General features: G+C 72.3%; 20 protein-coding genes and 1 pseudogene. 11 read left to right on the top strand and 10 right to left on the bottom strand.

The features are described from left to right. Window positions 1-24: 24 nt before the first annotated feature. Together dxs and ACTWQC_RS27015 are read left to right on the top strand one after the other, a co-directional pair. The gene (gene dxs / locus ACTWQC_RS27020; protein ID WP_443318413.1) at window positions 25-1,956 is read left to right on the top strand and encodes a 1-deoxy-D-xylulose-5-phosphate synthase; all 1,932 of its coding nucleotides are present in this window, start codon (window positions 25-27) and stop codon (window positions 1,954-1,956) included. Beyond that, window positions 1,934-3,400, top strand: coding sequence for an aspartate aminotransferase family protein (locus ACTWQC_RS27015; RefSeq protein WP_443318412.1), 1,467 nt, complete (start codon window positions 1,934-1,936; stop codon window positions 3,398-3,400). Before dxs ends, ACTWQC_RS27015 begins: the two co-directional genes overlap by 23 nt. A 31-nt stretch (window positions 3,401-3,431) precedes the next feature. Here the strand turns inward: ACTWQC_RS27015 and ACTWQC_RS27010 are convergent, their stop codons facing one another. After that, on the bottom strand, window positions 3,432-4,253 hold the full coding sequence (locus ACTWQC_RS27010; protein ID WP_443318411.1) for a tyrosine-protein phosphatase: 822 nt from the start codon (window positions 4,251-4,253) through the stop codon (window positions 3,432-3,434). 211 nt (window positions 4,254-4,464) lie between these two features. Here ACTWQC_RS27010 and ACTWQC_RS27005 point away from each other — a divergent pair, with 211 nt between their 5' ends. After that, window positions 4,465-5,268, top strand: coding sequence for an SGNH/GDSL hydrolase family protein (locus ACTWQC_RS27005; RefSeq protein ID WP_443318410.1), 804 nt, complete (start codon window positions 4,465-4,467; stop codon window positions 5,266-5,268). Between the two features lie 86 nt (window positions 5,269-5,354). Here the strand turns inward: ACTWQC_RS27005 and ACTWQC_RS27000 are convergent, their stop codons facing one another. Next, complete coding sequence (locus ACTWQC_RS27000; protein ID WP_443318409.1) at window positions 5,355-5,762, bottom strand: ATP-binding protein; 408 nt, start codon at window positions 5,760-5,762, stop codon at window positions 5,355-5,357. Window positions 5,763-5,952: 190 nt separating this feature from the next. On the opposite strand from ACTWQC_RS27000, the gene ACTWQC_RS26995 reads away from it, so the two are divergent. Genes ACTWQC_RS26995 through ACTWQC_RS26985 form a run of 3 tightly spaced genes read left to right on the top strand, consistent with a single transcriptional unit; the run spans window position 5,953 to window position 7,912 of the window. Continuing rightward, window positions 5,953-6,819, top strand: a complete 867-nt coding sequence (locus ACTWQC_RS26995; protein WP_443318408.1) for a helix-turn-helix domain-containing protein — start codon at window positions 5,953-5,955, stop codon at window positions 6,817-6,819. A gap of 3 nt (window positions 6,820-6,822) precedes the next feature. Continuing rightward, on the top strand, window positions 6,823-7,059 hold the full coding sequence (locus ACTWQC_RS26990; RefSeq protein ID WP_443318407.1) for a DUF397 domain-containing protein: 237 nt from the start codon (window positions 6,823-6,825) through the stop codon (window positions 7,057-7,059). A 46-nt stretch (window positions 7,060-7,105) separates the two neighbouring features. Continuing rightward, entirely contained in the window at window positions 7,106-7,912 is an 807-nt protein-coding gene (locus tag ACTWQC_RS26985; RefSeq protein WP_443318406.1) for an SAM-dependent methyltransferase, read from the top strand. A gap of 33 nt (window positions 7,913-7,945) precedes the next feature. Here ACTWQC_RS26985 and ACTWQC_RS26980 read toward each other — a convergent pair whose 3' ends face one another. The 6 genes from ACTWQC_RS26980 to ACTWQC_RS26955 all read right to left on the bottom strand — a co-directional run bounded on the left by ACTWQC_RS26980 (window position 7,946) and on the right by ACTWQC_RS26955 (window position 14,008). Further along, entirely contained in the window at window positions 7,946-8,959 is a 1,014-nt protein-coding gene (locus ACTWQC_RS26980; RefSeq protein ID WP_443318405.1) for a carbohydrate kinase family protein, read from the bottom strand. 121 nt (window positions 8,960-9,080) lie between these two features. Then, on the bottom strand, window positions 9,081-9,638 hold the full coding sequence (locus tag ACTWQC_RS26975) for a carboxymuconolactone decarboxylase family protein (RefSeq protein WP_443318404.1): 558 nt from the start codon (window positions 9,636-9,638) through the stop codon (window positions 9,081-9,083). Window positions 9,639-9,765: 127 nt separating this feature from the next. Beyond that, on the bottom strand, window positions 9,766-10,383 hold the full coding sequence (locus ACTWQC_RS26970; protein ID WP_443318403.1) for a TetR/AcrR family transcriptional regulator: 618 nt from the start codon (window positions 10,381-10,383) through the stop codon (window positions 9,766-9,768). Window positions 10,384-10,707: 324 nt separating this feature from the next. After that, window positions 10,708-11,892 (bottom strand): Glu/Leu/Phe/Val dehydrogenase dimerization domain-containing protein, encoded by a 1,185-nt coding sequence (locus ACTWQC_RS26965; RefSeq protein ID WP_443318402.1) that lies wholly within the window; start codon window positions 11,890-11,892, stop codon window positions 10,708-10,710. Between the two features lie 116 nt (window positions 11,893-12,008). Further along, window positions 12,009-13,712, bottom strand: a complete 1,704-nt coding sequence (locus tag ACTWQC_RS26960) for a 5-guanidino-2-oxopentanoate decarboxylase (RefSeq protein ID WP_443318401.1) — start codon at window positions 13,710-13,712, stop codon at window positions 12,009-12,011. A 17-nt stretch (window positions 13,713-13,729) separates the two neighbouring features. After that, on the bottom strand, window positions 13,730-14,008 hold the full coding sequence (locus tag ACTWQC_RS26955) for an acyl-CoA dehydrogenase family protein (RefSeq protein ID WP_443318400.1): 279 nt from the start codon (window positions 14,006-14,008) through the stop codon (window positions 13,730-13,732). Window positions 14,009-14,126: 118 nt separating this feature from the next. On the opposite strand from ACTWQC_RS26955, the gene ACTWQC_RS26950 reads away from it, so the two are divergent. The 4 genes from ACTWQC_RS26950 to ACTWQC_RS26935 all read left to right on the top strand — a co-directional run bounded on the left by ACTWQC_RS26950 (window position 14,127) and on the right by ACTWQC_RS26935 (window position 18,213). After that, window positions 14,127-15,110, top strand: coding sequence for a carbon-nitrogen hydrolase family protein (locus ACTWQC_RS26950; protein WP_443318399.1), 984 nt, complete (start codon window positions 14,127-14,129; stop codon window positions 15,108-15,110). A gap of 189 nt (window positions 15,111-15,299) precedes the next feature. Continuing rightward, window positions 15,300-16,169, top strand: a complete 870-nt coding sequence (locus ACTWQC_RS26945; protein ID WP_443318398.1) for a GNAT family N-acetyltransferase — start codon at window positions 15,300-15,302, stop codon at window positions 16,167-16,169. Window positions 16,170-16,333: 164 nt separating this feature from the next. Continuing rightward, entirely contained in the window at window positions 16,334-16,768 is a 435-nt protein-coding gene (locus ACTWQC_RS26940; protein WP_443318397.1) for a GNAT family N-acetyltransferase, read from the top strand. A gap of 212 nt (window positions 16,769-16,980) precedes the next feature. Then, complete coding sequence (locus tag ACTWQC_RS26935) at window positions 16,981-18,213, top strand: MBL fold metallo-hydrolase (RefSeq protein ID WP_443318396.1); 1,233 nt, start codon at window positions 16,981-16,983, stop codon at window positions 18,211-18,213. A gap of 122 nt (window positions 18,214-18,335) precedes the next feature. Here the strand turns inward: ACTWQC_RS26935 and ACTWQC_RS26930 are convergent, their stop codons facing one another. Together ACTWQC_RS26930 and ACTWQC_RS26925 are read right to left on the bottom strand one after the other, a co-directional pair. Further along, window positions 18,336-21,293, bottom strand: a complete 2,958-nt coding sequence (locus ACTWQC_RS26930; protein ID WP_443318395.1) for a glycoside hydrolase family 2 TIM barrel-domain containing protein — start codon at window positions 21,291-21,293, stop codon at window positions 18,336-18,338. A gap of 260 nt (window positions 21,294-21,553) precedes the next feature. Beyond that, window positions 21,554-22,213: a TetR/AcrR family transcriptional regulator gene (locus ACTWQC_RS26925; protein ID WP_443318394.1), complete on the bottom strand. Its 660-nt coding sequence runs from the start codon at window positions 22,211-22,213 to the stop codon at window positions 21,554-21,556. Window positions 22,214-22,328: 115 nt separating this feature from the next. Here ACTWQC_RS26925 and ACTWQC_RS26920 point away from each other — a divergent pair. Then, window positions 22,329-22,536: pseudogene (locus ACTWQC_RS26920) on the top strand (ubiquinol-cytochrome c reductase cytochrome b subunit); the annotation flags it as partial.

Raw genomic sequence — 22,536 nt, 5'->3', positions numbered from 1 at the left:
ACAGAAACACAGAGGGGGCCCGGAGTGTCGTTGTTGGACAACATCAGGGAACCGCGTGACCTCAAAGCGCTTCCCGAAGAGCTGCTCGACGAACTGGCCGAGGACATCCGGCAGTTCCTGATCCAGGCCGTGGCGAAGACCGGCGGCCACCTGGGGCCCAACCTCGGCGTCGTCGAGCTGACGATCGCCCTGCACCGGGTCTTCGACTCGCCCGCCGACCGCATCCTGTGGGACACCGGGCACCAGAGTTACGTCCACAAGCTGCTCACGGGCCGTCAGGACTTCTCCAAGCTCCGCGGCAAGGGGGGTCTCTCCGGCTATCCCTCGCGCGAGGAGTCCGAGCACGACGTCATCGAGAACAGCCACGCCTCGACCGTCCTCGGCTGGGCCGACGGCCTCGCCAAGGCCAACCAGGTCCTGGGCAGGCGCGACCACGTCGTCGCGGTGATCGGCGACGGCGCCCTGACCGGCGGCATGGCCTGGGAGGCGCTGAACAACATCGCCGCCGCCAAGGACCGCCCGCTCGTCATCGTCGTCAACGACAACGAGCGCTCGTACGCCCCCACGATCGGCGGCCTCGCCTACCACCTCGCCACTCTCCGTACCACCGACGGCTACGAGCGCTTCCTCGCCTGGGGCAAGGAGGTGCTGCAGAACACGCCGGTGGTCGGACAGCCGCTGTACGGGTCGCTGCACGGCGCGAAGAAGGGCTTCAAGGACGCCTTCGCGCCCCAGGGGATGTTCGAGGACCTGGGCCTGAAGTACGTCGGCCCCATCGACGGCCACGACGTCGCCGCCGTCGAGTCCGCCCTGCGCCGCGCGAAGCGCTTCACGGGACCCGTCCTCATCCACTGCCGCACGGAGAAGGGCCGCGGCTACGCGCCCGCCCTGGAGGACGACGCCGACCGCTTCCACACGGTCGGGGTGATGGACCCGCTCACCTGCGAGCCGCTGTCCGCGCCCGGCGGCCCGTCGTGGACGTCTGTCTTCGGCGACGAGCTGGTGCGGATCGGGGCCGAGCGGCCCGACGTCGTGGCCATCACCGCCGCGATGCTGCACCCCGTCGGGCTCACCGAGTTCGCCGCCGCGTACCCCGACCGCGTATGGGACGTGGGTATCGCGGAGCAGCACGCGGCGGTCTCGGCCGCGGGCCTGGCCACCGGCGGTCTGCACCCGGTCGTGGCCGTCTACGCGACCTTCCTCAACCGCGCCTTCGACCAGCTCCTGATGGACGTGGCCCTGCACCAGTGCGGGGTCACCTTCGTCCTGGACCGGGCCGGGATCACCGGCACCGACGGCGCCTCCCACAACGGCATGTGGGACATGTCGGTCCTCCAGGTGGTGCCCGGGCTGCGGATCGCCGCGCCGCGCGACGCCGACCAGCTCCGCGCCCAGCTGCGCGAGGCCGTGGATGTGGACGACGCGCCGACCGTCGTCCGCTTCCCCAAGAGCGAAGTCGGCGAGCCGGTTCCGGCCGTGGAGCGGATCGGCGGCACGGACGTGCTCCACCGGGACGGCGACGCCGGCGCCGGGACGGACGTGCTGCTCGTCTCCGTCGGCGTCCTGGCGCCCGTATGCCTGCAGGTCGCGGAGCTGCTCGCGGCGCGCGGCACCGGCTGCACGGTCGTGGACCCGCGCTGGGTCAAGCCGGTCGACCCCGTGCTGACCGAACTGGCCGAGCAGCACCGCCTCGTAGCGGTCGTCGAGGACAACAGCCGCAACGGCGGCGTCGGCGCCGCCGTCGCCCAGGCGCTGCGCGACGCCGACGTGGACCTGCCCGTACGCACCTTCGGCATCCCCGAGCAGTTCCTCGCCCACGCCAAGCGGAGCGAGGTGCTGGCCGACATCGGGCTCACCCCGGCCGAGATCGCGGGCCGGATCAGCGCCGCCCTGGCCCGCGGGGAGGCACCCTCGTCCGTGAGGAGAACCGCGCATGACGTCCGCCCACCCCACTGAGTCCGCCGGCTCGGGCGAGTCCGGAGGGCCCGGCGTGTCCCGAGAGGCCGGGAGTTCCACGGCGTTGGGCTTCGACCTGGGGAAGCTGCTGGCGGAACGCGGAGCCGAGCGCTACGAGCTGCATACCCGGCACCTCAACCATCAGCTGCCGCGCATGCTGCACACCATCGGCTTCGACAAGGTCTACGAGCGGGCCGAGGGCGCGTACTTCTGGGACACGGACGGGCAGGACTACCTCGACATGCTGGCGGGGTTCGGGGTGATGGGGCTCGGCCGCCACCACCCGGTCGTACGCAAGGCGCTGCACGACGTCCTCGACGCCTCCCTCGCCGACCTCGTCCGCTTCGACTGCCAGCCGCTGCCCGGTCTCCTCGCCGAGCGGCTGCTGGCGCATGTCCCGCACCTGGACCGGGTGTTCTTCGGGAACAGCGGGGCGGAGGCGGTCGAGACCGCGCTCAAGTTCGCCCGCTACGCCACGGGCCGGCCGCGCGTCCTCTACTGCACGCACGCCTTCCACGGGCTGACCACCGGTTCGCTGTCGGTCAACGGCGAGGACGGCTTCCGCTCCGGCTTCGAGCCGCTGCTGCCCGACACGCCGGTCGACCTGGGCGATCTGGCCGCGCTCGAGCGGGAGCTGGGGCGCGGCGACGTCGCCGCGCTGATCATCGAGCCGATCCAGGGCAAGGGCGTACACGCCGCGCCGCCCGGCTTCCTGCGTGCCGCACAGAACCTGCTGCGCCGCCACAAGGCGCTGCTGATCGCCGACGAGGTGCAGACGGGCCTCGGCCGGACCGGGGACTTCTTCGCCTACCAGCACGAGGAGGGCGTCGAACCGGACCTGGTGTGTGTCGCGAAGTCGCTGTCGGGCGGCTACGTCCCGGTCGGGGCGACGCTCGGCAAGGACTGGATCTTCAAGAAGGTGTACTCGTCCATGGACCGGGTGCTGGTGCACTCCGCGAGCTTCGGTGCCAACGCCCAGGCGATGGCGGCCGGGCTCGCCACCCTCGCGGTGATGGAGGACGAGCAGATCACCGCCAACGCCCGGCTCACCGGGGATCTGCTGAGATCCCGGCTCGCCGAGCTCGTGGACCGCTACGAGCTGCTGCACGACGTACGCGGCCGCGGCCTGATGATCGGCATCGAGTTCGGCAGGCCCACGTCACTGGGCCTGCGCAGCCGCTGGGCGATGCTCCAGGCAGCTCGTAAGGGACTCTTCGCGCAGATGGTGGTGGTGCCGCTGCTGCAGCGGCACCGGATCCTGACGCAGGTCTCCGGGGACCACCTCGAGGTGATCAAGCTGATCCCGCCGCTGATCATCGGAGAGCGGGAGGTCGACCGTTTCGTCGGCGCGTTTACGCAGGTCATGGATGACGCCCACAGCGGAGGCGGCCTGATCTGGGATTTCGGCCGCACGCTCGTCAAGCAGGCCGTCGCCCTGCGCTGACCCGCCCCCCGCTGGCCTTGGAGCGCGGCGCTCAGGCCGAGCCGTCGAGGAGCCGGGCGCGCAGCCGCTCGCGATGCTCCGGGCCGAACGCCAGCCCCTCCGTGAGGTAGGCGTCGACCGACCCCCACATCTCGTCGATGGTCGCGAAGGCGGCCGCCAGGTACTCGGCTCGGGCGTCGAAGAGCGGGCTCAGCAACCCCCTGACCTCGGCGGACATCTCGGCCTCCGTCTCGTTGCCGCGGCGCACCCGGTAGCGGCGGTGGGTGGCGTTGCTCGCCAGGTAGTCGGCCTCGATGGCGTCCCGCTCGACGCCGAGCGCCAGCAGGGTCACGGCGATGGACAGCCCCGCGCGGTCCTTCCCGGCCGCGCAGTGCATCAGCGCGGGGACGCTGTGGTCGGCGAGCGCGTGCAGCACCTGGCCCTGCTCGGCGGTGCGGGTGCGGATGATGTGCCGGTACGTGGCTGTCATCCGTTGGGCCGCCTTGCCGTCCGCGAGCGCCTCCCGCAGCTGTGAGACCTTGCCGTCGCGCACCATCCGCCAGAAGTCCGCACCCTGCGCGGGGTCGGTGAGCGGAAGGTTCACATGCCGTACGCCCGGCAGGTCGACGTCCGGGCCTTCGAGGGCCATGTCGGCCGAATTGCGGAAGTCGAAGATCGTGTGCAGGCCGAGTGAGGACAGGAACGCGGCGTCCTCCGGGGTCGCGTGCGCGAGATGGCCGCTGCGGAAGAGCACGCCGGTCCGCAACAGCCTGCCGTCCTCGGTCGGCAGCCCGCCGACGTCGCGGAAGTTGCGAACCCCCGACAGCTCGGGCTCGGTCGACGGGGGCTGCGGGACCTGCGGCGTCTGCGTCACGGGCGCTCCTCTGTGCGGGTGTCCTGGCGTCGGCTCTCGCTGCCGACTCAGTGACATGTCGACGATACGACAACAGGTTCACTGGGCAATCATCATGACCCGGCCGCTCTATTCCGGGGTGACAGCAATTGACCCGGTGGTTTAAATCACGCCTCGTCAACACCTGGTTACGGTGGCGTAAGTCACTACCGGGGCGGAAGTATGTGCTGCCGTGGCAGACGATTCGACATCAATCACCAGTGGCGCAATCGGGTCGTACACGGCGGTCGGGGACAGCTTCACCGAGGGTGTGGGCGACCCCGGGCCCGACGGCACCTTCATCGGCTGGGCCGACCGCCTCGCCGTACTCCTCTCCGATCACCGGCCCGACGGTGACTTCCGCTACGCCAACCTTGCGATCCGCGGCCGGCTGCTCGACAGGATCGTCGCCGAGCAGGTGCCCCGCGCCAAGGAGCTCGGCCCCGACCTCGTGACCTTCTGTGCCGGCGGCAACGACATCATCAGGCCGGGCAGCGACCCCGACGACGTGGCCGAGCGGTTCGAGGCCGCGGTCGCGGACCTGACGAACGCGGTCCCCGTCGTCATGGTGACCACCGGGTTCGACACCCGCGGCGTGCCCGTGCTCCGCCACCTCCGGGGCAAGATCGCCACCTACACCGCACATGTACGGGCCATCGCCGACCGGTACGCGTGCCCGGTGCTCGACCTCTGGTCGCTGCGCTCGGTGCAGGACCGGCGCGCCTGGGACCCCGACCGGCTCCACCTGTCGCCCGACGGGCACACCCGGGTCGCGCTGCGGGCCGCCCAGGTCCTCGGCCTCGACGTGCCCGCCGACCCTGACCAGCCCTGGCCGCCGCAGCCGGAGCGCCCGGCCTCCGCGGTGCGCCGGGACAACATCCAGGACAACGTCCAGTGGGCGCGCGAACACCTCGTCCCCTGGATCGGGCGGCGGCTGCGCGGCGAGTCCTCGGGGGACGGCGTCGAGCCGAAGCGGCCGGACCTGCTCCCGCTCTAGGGCGGAAGGGCGGTGCACCGAACTCCCCCACGACCGCTGGGAGGTGCCCCCAGCGGCAAGGGACGGGAAAATCGCCGCGAGCGCCCCTAGCGGTCGTTCGCGGGCCCGTACCGCAGCTCGGCCCAGACGACATGCCCGCAGCCGCCGGCCGCCGGTCGTACGCCCCACGCCTCCGACAGGGCATCGACCAACAGCAGGCCGCGCCCGCCCTCGCCGTCGAGGTCGCCGGGCCCCGGGTGCGGCGCCGTCGACGCCCACCCCTCGTCAACCACTTCCATCCTCAACAGCGACCCGACAAGCTGCAGTTCACAGCCTATGGCGTCACTGTCCGTGTGGCATACGGCGTTGGTGAACAGTTCCGAGATCACCAACTCGGCACCGTCCAGCGTCTCCCCGTTCGCACCCCACTCGCGCAGCTGCGCCAGCACGCGGCGCCGCGCCTCGGCGGCGGAGGTGCGCAGCGCCGGCAACTGGAACGCGTTCCGACGGTCCACGGCAACGAAGTCACCCCGGTCCGCTAATCGGAGAGCGTCTTGGAAGGAAGCCACTCCGTAACTATGCGGGTCGTGACTGACGTATGGCAAGGTTCAATCTGCAAATTGCAGAGTTTCAAGGACAGCCTGTTGCCTCAGGTGACGGCATGCCACACTTTCGTGCTGTGACGGCAGTTGGAGGGGATGGGTAGTGGCGGATACGCGGTCCGGCGGCGCCCCGACCGTCCTGCGTGTGGTGCTCGGCAAGCGCCTGCAGGACCTTCGCGAGAGGGCGGGACTGTCGTACGAGGACGCGGGCCGGGCCCTCGACGTCACCCACGCCACCATCCGCAGGATGGAGAAGGCCGAGGTCGGCCTGAAGATCCCGTACGTCGAGAAGCTGCTCAGGACGTACGGCGTCACCGCGCAGGAGGAGCTCGAGGACTTCCTCTCGCTGGCCCGGCAGGCGAATCGGCGCGGCTGGTGGCACCGCTTCCGGGACGTACTGCCCGAGTGGTTCAGCGCGTTCGTGGCGCTGGAGGGCGAGGCCAACCTCATACGCGCCTACGAGCCGCACTACGTCCCGGGGTTGCTGCAGACTCAGGCCTACGCCCGGGCCGTGCTCCGCGCAGGCAAGCCGCACGCCCCGGACGACGAGATCGAGCGCGGCGTCGCCCTGCGTATCGAACGCCAGGCGGTGCTGACCAAGCAGGACGCGCCGCTTTTGTGGGTCGTCATGGACGAAACCGTCATGCGCCGGCCCATCGGGGGACCCGCCGTCATGCGGGAGCAGGTGGACCGGCTGATCGAGGCCACCTCGATGCCGAACGTCCGGCTGCAGATCATGCCGTTCGCCGCGGGCCCGCACCCCGCGATGTACGGGCCCTTCCACATCTTCCGGTTTCCGATCCAGGAACTGCCGGACATCGCCTACACCGAGAGCCTCGTGGGCGGCGTCTACCTCGACCAGCGCGACGACGTCTCGGCATTCCTGGAGGCACTGGACCGGATGTGCGCGCAAGCCGCGCCGGCACACACCACAGAGGGATACCTCGGTGGCATTCGCAAGGAGTTCTGATAGATGGGTCGCATATACAACGGCATGCCTGCCAAGGACCTCGGCACCGAGGGCTGGCGCAAGCCGTGGAGCGGCGGCAACGGGGGAAGCTGTCTCGAAGCCATGAAGCTGAGCGACGGACGCGTGGCACTGCGTCAGTCCACCGACCCCGACGGTCCCGCCCTGATCTACACCCACCACGAGATCAAGACGTTCATCCAGGGCGCGAAGGCCGGCGAGGCCGACTTCCTGCTCGCCTGACAGCCATGGCCACCTCCAGCACCACGACCACCGAAGGGAGACCGTCGTGACCGACCACGGCTTCTCCGCTGAAGAGATAGACACCAGCAGGCCGCACCCCGCCCGGATGTACGACTACTACCTGGGCGGGCGGGACAACTACGAGGTCGACCGCGCGGCCGCCGAGCGCGTCATCGGGGAGATTCCGGAGATACGGCCCACCGCGCAGGCGAACCGCGCGTTCCTCCGACGGGCCGTCAAGTTCGTGGTGGAGAGCGGGATCCGGCAGGTCGTCGACATCGGCACGGGCATCCCCACCTCACCCAACACCCACGAGGTCGCGCAGGCGGTCTCCCCGGACGTCCGGGTGGCCTACGTCGACAACGACCCCATCGTCGCGTCGCACGCGGGCGCGCGGCTGACCGGCACCAGCAATACGAGTTTCGCCCTGGCCGACGTCCGCAAGCCGGAGTCGGTCCTGGAACACCCGGGGATCCGCAAGGTCATCGATTTCGACGAGCCGGTGGCGCTACTGCTCGTCGCCGTACTCCACTTCGTCAGGGACGAGGAGGAGCCGGGCCGGATCGTCGCGACGCTGGCCGAGGCGCTGCCCGCGGGCAGCCATCTCGTACTGTCCCACGGCACCGCGGACTTCCACCCCGACGGCTTCCCCACCGCCGTGCAGGTCTACCAGAGCGCCACGGCCACGCTGAACACCCGCTCGTACGCCCACATCCTGCCGTTCTTCGACGGGTTCGAGCTGCTGGAACCCGGGCTGGTGCAGGTGCCGCTGTGGCGCCCTGAGGGTCCGCCGCTGTCCGATGAGGAGCTCGGCAGGATCGGCTTCTACGGCGGGGTGGGCCGCAAGAGCTGAGGATCCGGCCGTCACCTGCTGGGTGATCGTCGATCACGAGCGCACTGCGGCCGGTCCGCCCGCCCGGCCCTCCTGGGCGTTCTCGCGAAGACCCTGATCAGCCCCGCCGGCCGGACCGTCCTCGTCCAGCACAGCGGCCAGGCCGGCCTCGTCGATCAGCGTCGTATGCGTGCCTTCCCCGGTGCAGGCGTACGCGCCCGCCGCCGCGCCCAGCCGGGTGCAGTCCTCGAGGTCGAGGCCCACCAGCCGCCCGTAGAGGAAGCCGCAGGCGAAGGCGTCTCCCGCGCCGTTGCTGTCCACCACGGGCGCGGGCGGCGCGGCCGCGGGCACGTGGCGGAGCGAGCCGCCGCCCTCGCGCGCCAGCACGTACGCGCCGCCCGCGCCCGCGGTCGCGATCACGGCCTCCGCCCGCCCGTCGGCGATGATGCGGCGCATCACGTCGGCGAGCCGCTCCCCCGCACCCGACGCGCTGAGGAAGACCAGGTCGGCCCGGAGCGCGAACTCGCGGTGGTGGCCGTCGAGCCCGTCCCAGTCGTGGAGGTCGGTGGAGACCGGGACGCCGAGCTCCTCGATGTCGTCGAAGAGGAAGCGCGCGAAGTGCATGATCGACATGTGTACGTGCCGGGCGCGCCGCAGGTGCCGCAGATAGTGGTCGGGCGGCATGCGCAGGTCGAGCTGCGGGTCGCGGCCGTCGTAGAAGGAGGTGCGGCGTCCCTGGGCGTCCACGAGGTTCACGGCCCGCCGGGTGCCGTGCGGCGACACCAGCGGATCGAACTGCACGCCGCTCTCGGCCAGCCGCCGCCGCACCAGCTCTCCCTGCGGGTCGTCCCCGATCAGGTCGAGGAAGCCGGTGGCGAGTCCGAGCGCGGCGCAGCCGAGCGCCACGCCCGTGCCGGTGTGCCCGGCCCACTCGCGGATCGGCGGCACGCCGTACGAGTCGGCATACGGCACCGGCAGGGTGTCCACGCGTACGACCGTGTCGACGCCGGCCCCGCCGACGACCAGGACGTCGTACGGCGCGTCCGCCCGCTCCTCCGTGCTGCTCATGCCGTGTCCGTCCTCTCCCGTACGGGCCTCTCCCGTACGTACTGCCGCCGGTGCCGCCTTGCCGCGCCCCTCGTCCAGGTTGTCCAGGCTGTCCCGGCTGTCCCGGCTGTCCAGGGCGTCGTCAGCCTAGGGGCTGAGGCACGTCGCAGCTGTCCTTGAAACCCTGGCTGGTGAGGCCGAGTGCCGCGTTGACGCGCGAACGGAGGTTCTCCACGGCGACCATCGCGGTCAGCTCCACGAGACCGGCCTCGCCGAGCTGCCTGCGGAGCCGCTCCACCAGCTCGTCGTCGACGGTCGGCGGCGTGGCGGTCACGGCCTCGGCGTACGCCATCACGTCCCGCTCCAACGGCGTGTAGACGTCGCTGTCGCGCCACGCCGGTACGTCATGGAGCTTGCGGTGGTCCATGCCGTGCCGCCTGTTCTCCCAGTAGCCGAAGTCCATGCACCACGAGCAGCCGATGGAGGCGGCCGAGGCCATGACGGCGAGCGCCTTCAGCCCCGGGTCGAGCCTGTTCCACTTCGCGAGGGAGCGCTCGAAGCGGGCCTGGGAGATCAGCACGCGCGGGTTGTGGGCCCCGGCCCGGACGGGGTCGAGAACGGTGCCGTAGGTGCGGCGGGAGTACCAGTCGGTGAGGCGTACGAGGAGTGTGCGCGGCGGGTCGAGCGAGATGCGGGCCATGGCGGGCCTCCTGTCCTGTGCGTGTGCGCTGTGGTGCTGCTTGCACCTGTGCGACGGACGGGATCGCCAGGATGTGACATCGGCCGTGCCATCGGCCCGGGGCCCGGCCGCACACCTCCCGGCGCCGTCAGCGGCCCGCCACCAGCTCCGCGCGGTCGAGACCCAGCTCGCCGGCGAGGGCGTCGTCGACCCAGGACTCCATCTGCCGCCGGCTGAGCGCGCCGGAGAACGCCGTCATCTGCACGGCGAGGCCGTCGAGGAGCGCCGTGAGCCGCCAGGCCGCGGCCCGCGGGTCGGGGCAGTCGTACTCGCCCGCGTCCGCACCCTGCGCGATCACCTCGGTGAGGGTGGCCTTCCACTGCCGGTCGAGACCGAGCGTCACCTCGCGCAGCCCCGGTTCCCGCAGCGAGACGGCCCAGCCCTCGATCCACAGCTTCCAGCCCTTGGCCTGCCCGGTCGGCGAGTACCAGCGCACCGCGGAGCGCAGCCTGCGCACGGCGCTGCCGCCGCGTCCGACCAGGGTGCGCAGCCGCTCGAGGTCGGCCTCGGCGGCGTGCGTGAAGGCCGCCGCGACGAGCTTCTCCTTGGTCGAGAAGTGGTACAGGACGAGGGCGTTGCTCACATCGAGCGCCGTGGCCACATCGGCGATGCGCAGCGCGGCGACTCCGCGCTCCTCGATCTGCTCGACGGCCGCCCGCAGCAGCTCCTCGCGCCGTTCCTGCACGCTCAACCGGACTCTCGCCACGCCGCCACCCTACCTCCGTCACGGCCTCTCACCGGCCGGAAGGTTCCTGACGGCCCCTTGGCACTCCCGCGAGGCGGGGGCCACAGTCGTCCACTACGAACTGTGCGTGTGCACACCGGCGATGAGCTCGACCGTGTGCGGCGGGGATGCCGTGGCCTCCACCGCGTGGCGGGTCGCGCCGGTCGCTGACCGCATTCGGGAGGACGCCGCCCGCAGTCCGGCCTCGTCCTGAATCCCCAGGGCGCCGCCGCCTGCCTCCGTTTCGCCGGTCAGGCCCACAGGGTGGCGGGCCCGGGGGCTGGGCGTCCGCGCGCTCCCTCGTCGTCACCCGTACCACCCGAAACGCTCCGCGATCACCGGAAGCCGTTCCGCGACGATCGCATGGGCCGCCGCGCGGGGCGTGCTGCCGTCGGCCTCGGCCCTCGCCAGCATCCGGTCGATCAGGGCGCGCATGGACCGCCGGACGTGGCCGAAGGCATCATCCGCGTCGGGCCCGATGTCACCGAAGAGCGTCCACCACCACCACGCGTTCGTACCGGAGTTGACGACGACGTCCGGCAGGACGGTCACCCCGCGCGCCGCAAGCAGCTCCTCGGCCTGCGGCAGGACCGGCATGTTGGCCGCCTCGACCACCCAACGCGCCGTGATTCTGTGCTGGTTGGCGGCATCGATGGCGTACGAGACCGCGGCCGGGACCAGCACCTCCGCTTCGGCCTCCAGCCAGGCCGCCCCCGGCTGTTCGGTGTCGGCTCCGGCGCGGAGGGCGGAGCGGTCCACCGTGCCGAAGGGGTCGCGGGCGGCGAGCAGCGCCTCGATATCGAGCCCTGCCGGGTTCGCGATCGTGCCCTTGACGTCGGCGACGGCGACGACCCGCAGGCCCGCGCGGGCCAGGAAGCGCGCGGTGGCACCGCCCATCGTGCCGAGGCCCTGTACGGCGACGCGCGTCCCCTCGTACGGCATGCCCGCCCGGTCGAGGGCCGCGAGCACCGACTCGGCAACCCCGCAGCCGCCGACCAGCTCGTCGAGGCCGATGCCCTCCACCTCGACGGCGAACGCGTCGGCCAGCCGCCGGCGCGCGGCCCCTTCGTCGTCCAGCAGGGGATACACGGCCTGGATGGAGGAGACGAGCCCCGCCTCGACGGCCGCCCCGTCGACCAGGTCCTGGGTGAGGCCGAGGTCCTCGCCCGTGGTCCAGAACCGCTCGATGTACGGGCGCATCGCGCGGAGATAGCGGACGAGGACGCCGTACGCCTCCGGGTCGTGCGGGTCGCAGTCGATGCCGCCCTTGGCGCCGCCGAGCGGGACGTACCGGGCGCCGGGGTCGTAGTGCAGGGCCTCCTTCATGGTCATGCCGTGCGCGAGCCCGGCCACCTCCTCCAGGGTGCAGCCCGCTCGCATGCGCAGACCGCCGCTGCACACGCCGCGCACGAGTCGTTCCACGACGAGGAAGCCCTGGCGGCCGGTGACGTGGTCGGTCCAGGTGGTGGACAGCAGGGGCGGCGTGGTCACGGGGCGCTCTCCTCGGGTTCCCGGCGTTCTTCGGGCGCGTTGCGCTCTATGGGTTCGTTGGGCTCTATGGGTTCGTCGGCTCTTCGGGTTGTTGGGGTTGCTCGGGCTGCTACGGGCTACTCGGGCTGCCCGGGTGCGTCGAGGGCTTCGAGTGGCCCGGGCGTGTCGTGTACGGCGGGTTCTTCCGGCACGGTGATGACGGTGGGGCCGGGCGTGTCGAGGGCGGTACGGAGGGCGCGCGCGAGCTCGTCGGGAGCCGAGACGCGGACGCCGTGGCCGCCGTACGCGCGGGCGAGGGCGCTCAGGTCCACCTGCGCCAGGTCCACGGCGTCCGGGGTGTCGCCCCGCGCGGCCATCTCGTCCCGGATCTCGCCGTAGCCGCCGTTGTCGAACACGACGACGGGGAGCGGGAGTCGGAGCTGAGCGGCGGTGGCCAGCTCCTGGACGGTGAACTGCAGCCCGCCGTCGCCGCTCAGCGCGACCACCTGCCGCTCCGGGGCGGCGGCTTTCGCGCCGATGGCCGCGGGGAGCGCGTAGCCGAGCGTGCCGAAGCCGGTGGGGTGGAGGTAGCGGCCCGGCGGGTCGACGGGGAGGTGCGGGAGGGCGCCGTAGTAGCAGCACTGCGCGCTGTCGGAGGTGAGGATCGCCTCCGGTGGGAGGACGGACCGGATGGCGGCGAGGTAGGGCAGCCAGCGCGCGTCGCGCTCTGCGGTCTCAGCGAGCAGGGCCGCGCGCAGCGCGGCTGCCGCCTCGCGGCCTTCCGGCACATCGGCCGAGCCGCCCCGGGGGGCCCATGCGGCGTGCCGGAGGTCCGCCAAGGCCGTGCGCGCGTCGCCGACCAGGGCGATCCCCGCCGGCAGCCCCACGTACATCTGCGCCGGGTCGATGTCGACCCGGATCAGCGTGCCGCGCAGCTCCAGGTCGTCGCACCACACGTCCGACTCCGCCAGCTCCGTGCCGACCGCGAGAACCACGTCGCAGTCCGCGAGCCAGTCGCGTACGGCGCGGCTGTGCAGGGCGACACCGACGGAGAGCGGATGGGACTCGGGGACGACTCCCTTCCCGTTGGCGGTCGTCACCACCGGCGCGTCCAACTGCTCGGCTAACGCGAGCGCCAGGCACTCCTCCGCGGCCCCGCGCGCTCCGCCGCCCAGCACCATGGCCGGGCGGCGAGCCGCGCCGAGAGCCGCGGCTGCCGCGCGTACGGCCTTGGGCGCGGGCCGCGCGGGCGCCGCGGCAGGCGCGAGGCGCGCCGGGCCCACCTCCTCGGCCGTCTCCAGAAGGTCGAGCGGGATCTCGATGTGCACCGGCCGTGGACGTTCGCCGCGGAAGAGCGTGAACGCGCGGGCCACCGCCGCGTCGATCTCGCCGACCGACGACACGCGGTGGCCGAAGGCGGCGATGCTGCCGAACATCTCGCTCTGGCCGTGGGTTTCATGCAGCAGCCCGACCGGCTGCCGGGGGTGACGCAGCGGCATGCCGGGCGAGACGACGAGCAGCGGCACGCTGTCGGAGTACGCCTGTCCGACGGCTGCCGCGATGTTGAGCAGCGCGGGCCCGGTGGTGGTGATGGCGATCCCGGGCCGGCCGGTCGTACGGGCGTATCCGTCGGCTGCGTAGCCGGCGCCCTGCTCGTGGCGGGGCGCGATGTGCCGGATCCCGTACGTGCCGAGGTGCCGGTAGATCTCGAGGTTGTGCGTGCCCGGGATGCCGAAGGCGAGGTCGGTGCCGTGCGCGGCGAGCGCCCGTACGACAGCCTCCCCGCCGGTCAGCCTCCGGGAACACGAGGTGGACGGCCGCATCGTGGTGGATGACCGCATCGAGGTGGACGGCCGCATCACAGGCCCCGGGAGATGATCAGCCGCATGATGTCGGAGGTGCCTTCCTCGGTCTCCTCCAACTTGGCGTCCCGCATCCATGGTTCGATCGGCAGCATGAAACCGGTGATGCCCACCTCTGCCGCGGCCCGCCACAGGTCCCACGGCGTGGCGGTGTCGGCCTCGTCGACGGCACGGGCCCGGGGCCGGATCTCGTCCCGGGCGAAGGCGCGGGTCAGCTCGACGATGTCGCTCTGCTCGGGGGAGAGCGGGCACGGCTCGGTGGGGAGGACGGACATGGTACCTCCTGGGCCGGTTAACTGAATAGCGATTCAGTATCAGGACCGCGTCCGGGCCTGTCAACGACCCTGACGGCGGCAGTGCCTCATCAGGCCAGGCAACGGAGGAGCCCTCATCATGAGCACGTTGACCATCGCCCTGCTCCAGCTCGCCCGGCCCGGGCACGGTCTCCGGGCGAACCTCGTCACGGGGGAGGCCGGCTGCCGCCGGGCCAAGGCACTTGGGGCGGACATCGCCCTGTTCCCCGAGATGTGGAGCAACGGCTACGCCTCGGCCGTCCCGCCCGAGCCGGGGGAGCAGAACGTCTACCGGCATCCGGGGCTGTGGGCCGGTGCCGATGCCGACGCTTGCCCCGGGGGCGAGGCGGAGGCTGGGCGCGGCGCGGCGGCGTGGCGCGGCGAGGCGATCACCCGGGACTCGGCCTTTGTGGGCCACTTCCGAGAGCTGGCCGCGGACTTGGACATGGCGATCGCCCTGACCTACCTCGAGCAGTGGGACGGGGCACCCCGCAACACCGCCTCCCTCATCGACCGGCACGGCCGTATCGCGCTGAGCCAGGCCAAGGTGCACCCCTGTGCCTTCGGCCTCCCCGAAGCCGCCCTGACACCAGCTGACTCCTTCGACGTCTGCACGCTGGACACCGCGGCCGGTGCGGTCTCGGTGGGCGCGATGATCTGCTATGACCGTGAATTCCCGGAGAGCGCCCGCGCGTTGATGCTCGCCGGGGCGGAGATCATCCTCACCCCGAACGCCTGCGAGCTGGAGATCAACCGGCTCGCCCAGTACCGCGCGCGTGCCTTCGAGAACATGGTGGGCCTGGCCATGGCCAACTACGCGGGGCCCGGCCTCGGGCACTCCATCGCCTTCGACGGCATCGCGTACGCCGACGGGGGCTCCCGCGACATGCTCGTCGTCGAGGCGGGTGAGAGCCCGGGGGTGTATCCGGCGGTCTTCGATCTCGACGCACTGCGGGACTACCGGCGCCGGGAAACCTGGGGGAACGCGTTCCGACGCCCCAGCGCCTACGCGACACTGACGAGCCGTGACGTGAGCGAACCGTTCGTCCGCGTCAGCCGCGAGGGCCACCGTCTCCCGCGCTGAGCGGGCCGCCCGGCGCCGCCGGCGCCCGCGTTGACCGGAGCCGCCCCCGCCGCCCGCGCTGACCGCCCTGACCGCCCTGACCGGAGCCGCCCACGCTGACCCAGCCCCGCCCCGTCCCGCCCCCGCCCGCCGGTGCGGGCAGCCCGAAAATATCGTGCGGCCCGCCCCGGCCGCGCGGGAAGCTGTGGCATGGCGTGGATCACGACGGATGACCTCGAAGAGTTTCTGGCCGCCGCGGGCGGCTTCCTGCGAGCGCACCCCGCGCAGCACACCGTCCTGCTGACGGTCACCGCATCGCTGCGGGCCAGCACGCGGGTGTTCGGCGCCGCCCCGCCCGAATACGGCTGGTGGCGCGCGCCCGACGGCAGAACCGCGGGCGCCTTCCTGCGCACCCCGCCGTACCCCGTCCTGCTGTCGCAGATGCCGGGCGAGGCGGCGGACGACCTGGCGGGCGTACTCGTCGAGCGGGAGCGGCCGACCGGCGGGGTCAACGGCGGTCGCGTGGCCGCCGAGGCGTTCGCGGCGGGCTGGCAGCGCCGGACGGGCGCGACGGCGCGGCACGGCGAGACCAACCGGCTCTACCGCCTCGGCGAGCTCACCTGGCCCCGGCCCGCGCCACCCGGCCGCGCCCGCGTGGCCGGGCCCGCCGACCGCGAACTGCTCATCGAGTGGTACGAGTCGTTCGACCGGGAGACCTCCGCCCACGGAGGCGACCATGCCGGCAGTGTCGACGACCGGCTCAGCTACGGCGGGCTCACGCTCTGGGAGGTCGACGGAGCTCCCGTCTCCTTCGCCGGTGTCACGCGAACGATCGCGGGCATGGCGCGCGTCGCACCCGTATACACCCCGCAGCCGCTGCGCGGCCGCGGCTACGCGGGCGCCGCAACGGCCGCCGTCAGCGGCGCGGCCCTGGACTCCGGCGCCGAGGAGGTCCTCCTCTTCACGGACCTCGCGAACACCACGAGCAACGCGCTTTACCAGCGCATCGGCTACCGGCCGGTGGAGGACCACCTCCAGCTCTTCTTCGAGCCCGCTTCCTCGGGGCAGGGCGCTGCATGACGACCAACGCCGCGAGGCCGCCTGAAGCCGGAGCCGAAGCCGGATCCGAAGCCGGAGCCGGATCCACATCCGCTTCCGCATCCGCAACCGGAGCCTCAATTCGCCGCGCGGGGGCGGGCGACGCCCCCGCCCTGGTCCGCCTGCGGGCGCAGATGCTCCACGACATGGGGGTGGATGTCGGCGGTCAGGACGCGCCCTGGCGCCGCGCGGCCGAGGAGTGGTTCGTACAACGGCTCCACGAGAAGGGGGACTTCGCCGCTTTCGTCGCGCACGAGCCGGAACTCGGCGTGGTCAGCAGCGCGGTCGGCACTTGCGACCGCCACGCGCCCGGGCCCGCGAACCTCAGCGGCCTGCACGGCCATGTCTTCAACATCAGCACGGATCCGCGCCGCCGCCGGCTCGGATACGCCAGGGCCTGCCTGGACGCGCTCCTCGCCTGGTACCGGGACGAGACCGACGTCGGCGTCATCAATCTGAACGCCACCCCCGACGGCCTGAGCCTCTACCACTCCCTCGGCTTCGCCGCCCCGCGCTTCCCCGCCCTCCAACGCCTCTCGCACCTGCCCCACAGCCCGCCCGCCCGCAGGCGATCACGATGAGCATGCGCTCACGTTGCCGGATTCCACCGGGGGCGATCCGTGCGGGCGGTGACCCGCGCCCGCCCCGCGCGGAGGTGACCCCTCTCACGGTCCGTGACCAGGGCAGATGCTGGGACGACCCGCCGAGATCACATCTCGGCGCACATAATGGAACGACCGGAGTGCGCCCGCGCACGGGGCGTAGTCCACGCCGTCCTCGTCCTGGAGGTTTCGTGTCCGGATCCAGCCCCCGTCGCTCCCCCCTGGTGGGCCTGCGTCCCGCATCCTTCGGCGCGGACCCGGCCGGAGAGCGGCTGGAGCGGGTCCGGCGGTCACCCAATTACCGCGACGGGCAGTTCCGGAACCCCGTCCTTACCCGCACCATGGTCCCCGGCGCCACCCTGCCCATGCTGCGCACCCAGCTGAGCCGTGCCGACCGGGCCCGCAGGGCACCCGCCCGTCCCGTGCCGGTACACCGGCCCACCGCCGCCGACTGGGGCGAGCCGCCCGCCTCCGGCCTGCGACTGACCTGGATGGGGCACTCCAGCGTGCTCGCGGAGATCGACGGGGACCGGGTGCTGTTCGACCCGGTCTGGGGCGAGCGCTGTTCGCCCTTCACCTTCGTCGGGCCGCGGCGGCTGCACCCCGTGCCGGTGCCGCTGGCGGAACTCGACCCGGTCGACGTCGTCGTCATCTCCCACGACCACTACGACCACCTCGACATGCCCTCGATCCGCGCCCTGGCCCGTACGGGCACGCTGTTCGCCGTGCCGCTGGGCGTCGGCGCCGACCTGGAGCACTGGGGCGTCGCGGAGAAGCAGATCACCGAGCTGGACTGGAACGAATCGGCCCGGGTCGGGTCGCTGACCCTGACCGCGACGCCTGCCCGGCACTTCTGCGGGCGGGGGCTGCGCGGCGGGATGCGTACGCTGTGGGCCTCCTGGGTCGTGGCAGGACCCGAGCACCGGATCTTCCACAGCGGGGACACCGGCTATTTCCCCGGCTTCCGGGAAATCGGCGCGCAGTACGGGCCGTTCGACGTGACGATGATCCAGATCGGTGCGTACAGCGAGTTCTGGCCGGAGATCCATATGACGCCGGAGGAGGGGCTCCTGACGCACGCCGACCTGTCGGGCGGGAGCCCGGCCGGGGTGCTGCTGCCGATCCACTGGGGCACGTTCAATCTCGCTCCGCACCCGTGGGCGGAGCCGGCCGAGCGGACGGTCGCGGCGGCGCGGGAGACCAGGGCGAAGGTCGCCGTGCCGCGGCCGGGCGTACCGTTCGAGCCCGCGGATGTGCGGCCCGCCGACGAGCAGGCCGTCGACGCGTGGTGGCGTGCGGTCGCCGCGGAGTTGGGGGCGGCCGGTCGGCCCCCGGGCACCGTGCCCGCTGCGGACGTGGGCGCCGCCGACGCCGCCGCGAAGGACGGCACGACGAGCACCAGCGCCGGTTCGGCAACGGCGTAGGCCCGTACGGGTTCCCCGCCGCGGGCGGACCCCGGCGGTAGTGAACGCTCCGTCACCTGCGACCGCGAGGGTTGCGGTCGATTCGACACCGCCGGTCTCCGCCACAGCGCTGGCCGCACCCGCTACGGGCGACTTCCGGCGTCTGGCTCCACCGTGCGGAAGGTGAGCGAGAAGTCGGCCGGCGCCGCAGTGAGACGGTGCTGGGGGAGCACCCCGGGCCCACAGGACTGGCTCCCGATGCCGTGCAGCCCGTGGTCCAGGTTCACCCACACCGCCCCGCCCGGCCGCAAGTCCGTCGTGTGCGCGGCCGCGTCCAGATCCTCGCTCGTCCAGCGCCTCGCCGTGAACCAGAAGGCCGGCGCGCCCTCCACCCGCAGCCCCATGCCGTCCTCGCGGCGCAGCTCCGCCCACCGCACATCCGCCCGCGCGCCGTTCTCCTGCGGTCGCACGTACGGGGTCTGCAGCGCGTCAACCGGCAGTGTCCAGCGGCCGATCCGGGAGGCCGCGCGCGTGTCCGGGTACGCCTCACCCGGCCCGCCGCCGTACCACTCCGCGAGTCCGAGGCTGGTGCACACCCCCAGCCGTACGCCGAGCCGCGGCAACGGGCATGGCCAGTCGCCCTCCGGTACCACCGAGACGTCGAGCCGCAGCGCCGTCCCGTCCGCGGTCCACCGGAAGGCCGTGTCCAGGCCCAGGTCGGTCGCGGCCGGGGCCACCCGCGTACGGACCACCAGCTCGGTCTCCCCCTCCCGTACCGAGACCACCCGGTGCCGCATCCGGTGCAGGCCGAGCCGGCGCCAGATCGTGCCGTGGCGGGCGTCCGGCTGCCACTCCGCGCCCTCGTCGTTGTCCGTCGGGGCCCGCCACACGTCCAGCCGCGGCGGCACGATCTCGAACCCGTCCAGGTAGCGGAGCTCGCCGGTGGCCGTGTCGAAGGCGCCGCGGCCGAGCACGAACAGGTTGCCCTCGCCCTGCCGCAGCAAAGCCGGCGCGCCGGAGGACGTCAGCGGCGGGTGCGGTACGGCCGGGAGCTGAGCCCATGCGATCTCGTGCCCGGCCCCCGCCCAGTCGGTGTCGCCCGCGAGCACGGCCCGCACGGTCCACAGCGCCTCGCCCGGACGCTCCGGAGCGGGCGGCTCCGGCAGCTTCAGCTCCGTCGACTCGCCGGGCCCGAGCGGCGGTACGGCCAGCTCCCCGTGCCCGACCGCCAGGCCCTCGACCTCGTACGACCAGTGGAACGACAGGCCCGACAGGTCGGCGAAGTCGTACCCGTTGGCGATCCGCACCGTGCCCGCCCTGCCGTCGCCGCCGATCCGGACGGGCTCGATCACCTTCTTGTACTCGGTCAGCCCTGGGGAGGGGGTGCGATCGGGGAACAGCAGCCCGTCGCACACGAAGTTCCCGTCGTGCAACTCCTCGCCGAAATCCCCGCCGTACGCGTACCAGGACTCCCCGTCGCCCGTGTGGCGGGCGATGCCGTGGTCGATCCACTCCCACACGAACCCGCCCTGGCAGCGCTCGTACGTCTCGAACAGCCGCTGGTACTCGGAGAGGCCGCCGGGTCCGTTGCCCATCGCGTGCGCGTACTCGCACAGGATGAACGGCATGGCGCGCCGCCGCGCATCCAACTCGCCGTCGGCCCACGGGGCTTCGGCGCGCCGGCCGATCCGCTCGACCTCGGCGTGGTCGGCGTACATCCGGGAGTAGACGTCCACGTCCGCGCAGGACAGGTCGCCCTCGTAGTGGAGGGGCCGCGCCGGGTCACGCTCCCGGATCCACCGGGCCATGGCGGTCAGACCGCGACCTGTCCCGCACTCGTTGCCCAGCGACCAGAGCACGACGGACGGGTGGTTCTTGTCGCGCTCGACCATCCGGGCCGCCCGGTCGAGCAGCGCCGGGGTCCAGCGCTCGTCGTCCACCGGGTTGCCGCGCCAGCCCACGGCGTGGAAGCCGTGCGTCTCCAGGTCGCACTCGTCGATCACCCACAGGCCCAGCTCGTCGCACAGGTCGAGGAAGGCCGGGTGCGGCGGATAGTGGCTGGTGCGCACGGCGTTGATGTTGTGCTGCTTCATCAGCAGCAGGTCGCGGCGCATCGTCTCGAGGTCGACGGCCCGCCCGTGCTCGGGGTGGAACTCGTGCCGGTTGACGCCCCGGAAGAGGATGCGGCGGCCGTTGACCTTGAGCACGCCGCCCTGGACCGCGACCGTACGGAACCCGATGCGCAGCGGGACGCGCTCGCCGTCCGTCTCCAGTACGGCGTCGTACAGCCGCGGGATCTCGGCGCTCCACGGCTCGACGGGCACGGTCGCCGACTCGCCGGTCGCGAGGTCGAGCCCCAGCTCGGGCACGGTGACGCGGCCTCCGGGCTCCGCCTCCACGCGCAGGGTGCCGGTGCCGTCGGCGTGGTCGTACGAGGCGTGGACGAAGAAGTCGCGCACCGCGCCCTCGGGGCGGTGCAGCAGCGTCACGTCCCGGAAGATGCCGGGCAGCCACCACTGGTCCTGGTCCTCCAGATAACTGCCGGACGACCACTGGTGGACCCGTACGGCCAGCAGATTGCCGCGCGGCCGCAGCAGCCCGCCGACCTCGAACTCGTGCGGCAGCCGACTGCCCTTGAAGGTGCCCAGCTCCTGCCCGTTGAGCCACACGCGGGCACAGGACTCGACGCCGTCGAAGCGCAGCACGGCGGCCTGGCCGGTCTCGCCGCCGCCCCAGCCGGGCGGCAGGTCGAAGGTGAAGCGGTGGTCGCCGGTCGGATTCTCGGTGGGCAGGTGCGGCGGGTCGACCGGGAAGGGGTACGGCGTGTTGGTGTACGCGGGGGAGCCGTGCCCGTGCAGCACCCAGTGAGCGGGGACGGGCAGTTCGTCCCATCCGGAGACGTCGAACTCGCGGTGTGCGAAGGAGTCGTCCGCGGCGGTCGCGGTCGGCGAGAGCCGGAAGCGCCAGATGCCGTTCAGACACAGCCGGGCGGCATCGGAGGACGCAAACCAGGCGCGGGGCGGGAGGGTGCCCCGGGCAGGGGAGACGTCCTCGTAGTACGGGAGATCGCGTTCGGCGAGGACGTCCTGCGGGTTGCTCATGCTTCTCCTCGATGGCGGCCCTTGACGTCGGTCTATGCCAAGCCTGCCGCAAGGGCTTGCTCCGGAAAATGGACTCGCGTACTGAGTTGTTGGATTTCGCGCGGGCGCGGCGCGGCAGGGTGCGGGCACGGCACGGCACGGCAGGGTGCGGGCACGGCACGGCAGGGTCCCGGGTCACGTGATCCGTCCGCCCGCGATGCACTCGACGCGCGAGCGCAACCCCCCGACGGCCCGGCCGTCGGGCGCCGGCGGCGCAGTGCCTAGCCCGAGCGATCGGTGCGCAACTCGTCCAGGGCGCCCGCCATTTGGCCGTAGGTGAGCGGCGGAGCCGGGAGCGGGCGGGCGGCGTCGGGGCGGAGCCCGTCGAGGAACAGCGCGAGGTATCGGCGCCAGGCATCGGGGGCGACGGCGACGGAGGCCGGCACGACCTTGCCCAGCGCCGCGAGGGTGAACAGCAGGTCCTCGGCAACGACATCGGCCCGTACGGTGCCCTGCTCCTGAGCGCGCGCGATCAGGATGCCGATCGTCTCGCGGTTGTGGGGGTGCAGCGCGTCGAGGGACGGGACGCCTCGGATGCCGGTGGTCAGCAGGTCGTTGGCGCCGCGGTCATCGGCCAGGCCTTCGAAGATCCGCTCCAGGTACCGGGTCAGCCCGCTCCAGGCATCCGCGGCCAGCCGGGCTTCCTCACCGGCCTGCCTGGTCGCGGCGAGAGATTCACCGAAGACGGCTTCGATGAGGTCCTGCCGGGTGGGGAAGCGCCGGTAGAGCGTGGCGTTGCCGACGCCGGCCCGGCGGGCGATGTCGTCCAGCGGTGCCGCCAGGCCTTGTTCGGCGAACACCTGCCGGGCGGCCGCGATCAGCAGTTCCCTGTTGCGCTGAGCGTCGCGTCGCAGCGTCGCCGGTCGCTCGGTCTTGCCCACGAGGGCGACCCTAGCAGGAGCAACCCCCTAACTGGGGACACCTCCCCAGTTGCTGCTATGGTCGTCCGCGGTGAACCGGGGAGTCCTCCCCGTTTCTGGGGAGGGAGGTTACGTGATGAGGCGGACGGGCGAGCGGGTGGCGGACTGGGCGGACGGCCGGCTGGGCATTTATGGCCTGGCGAAGGCCAATATGCGCAAGATCTTTCCGGACCACTGGTCGTTCATGCTGGGTGAGGTTGCGCTCTACAGCTTCATCATCATCATTTTGACGGGTGTGTATCTGACGCTGTTCTTCCACCCGGCGATGAACGAGGTGGAGTACC

This window comes from Streptomyces sp. 8N616 (assembly GCF_052246385.1).
In the GTDB taxonomy this organism is placed as follows: domain Bacteria; phylum Actinomycetota; class Actinomycetes; order Streptomycetales; family Streptomycetaceae; genus Streptomyces.
This window is presented reverse-complemented; position numbering and strand designations above follow the sequence as displayed.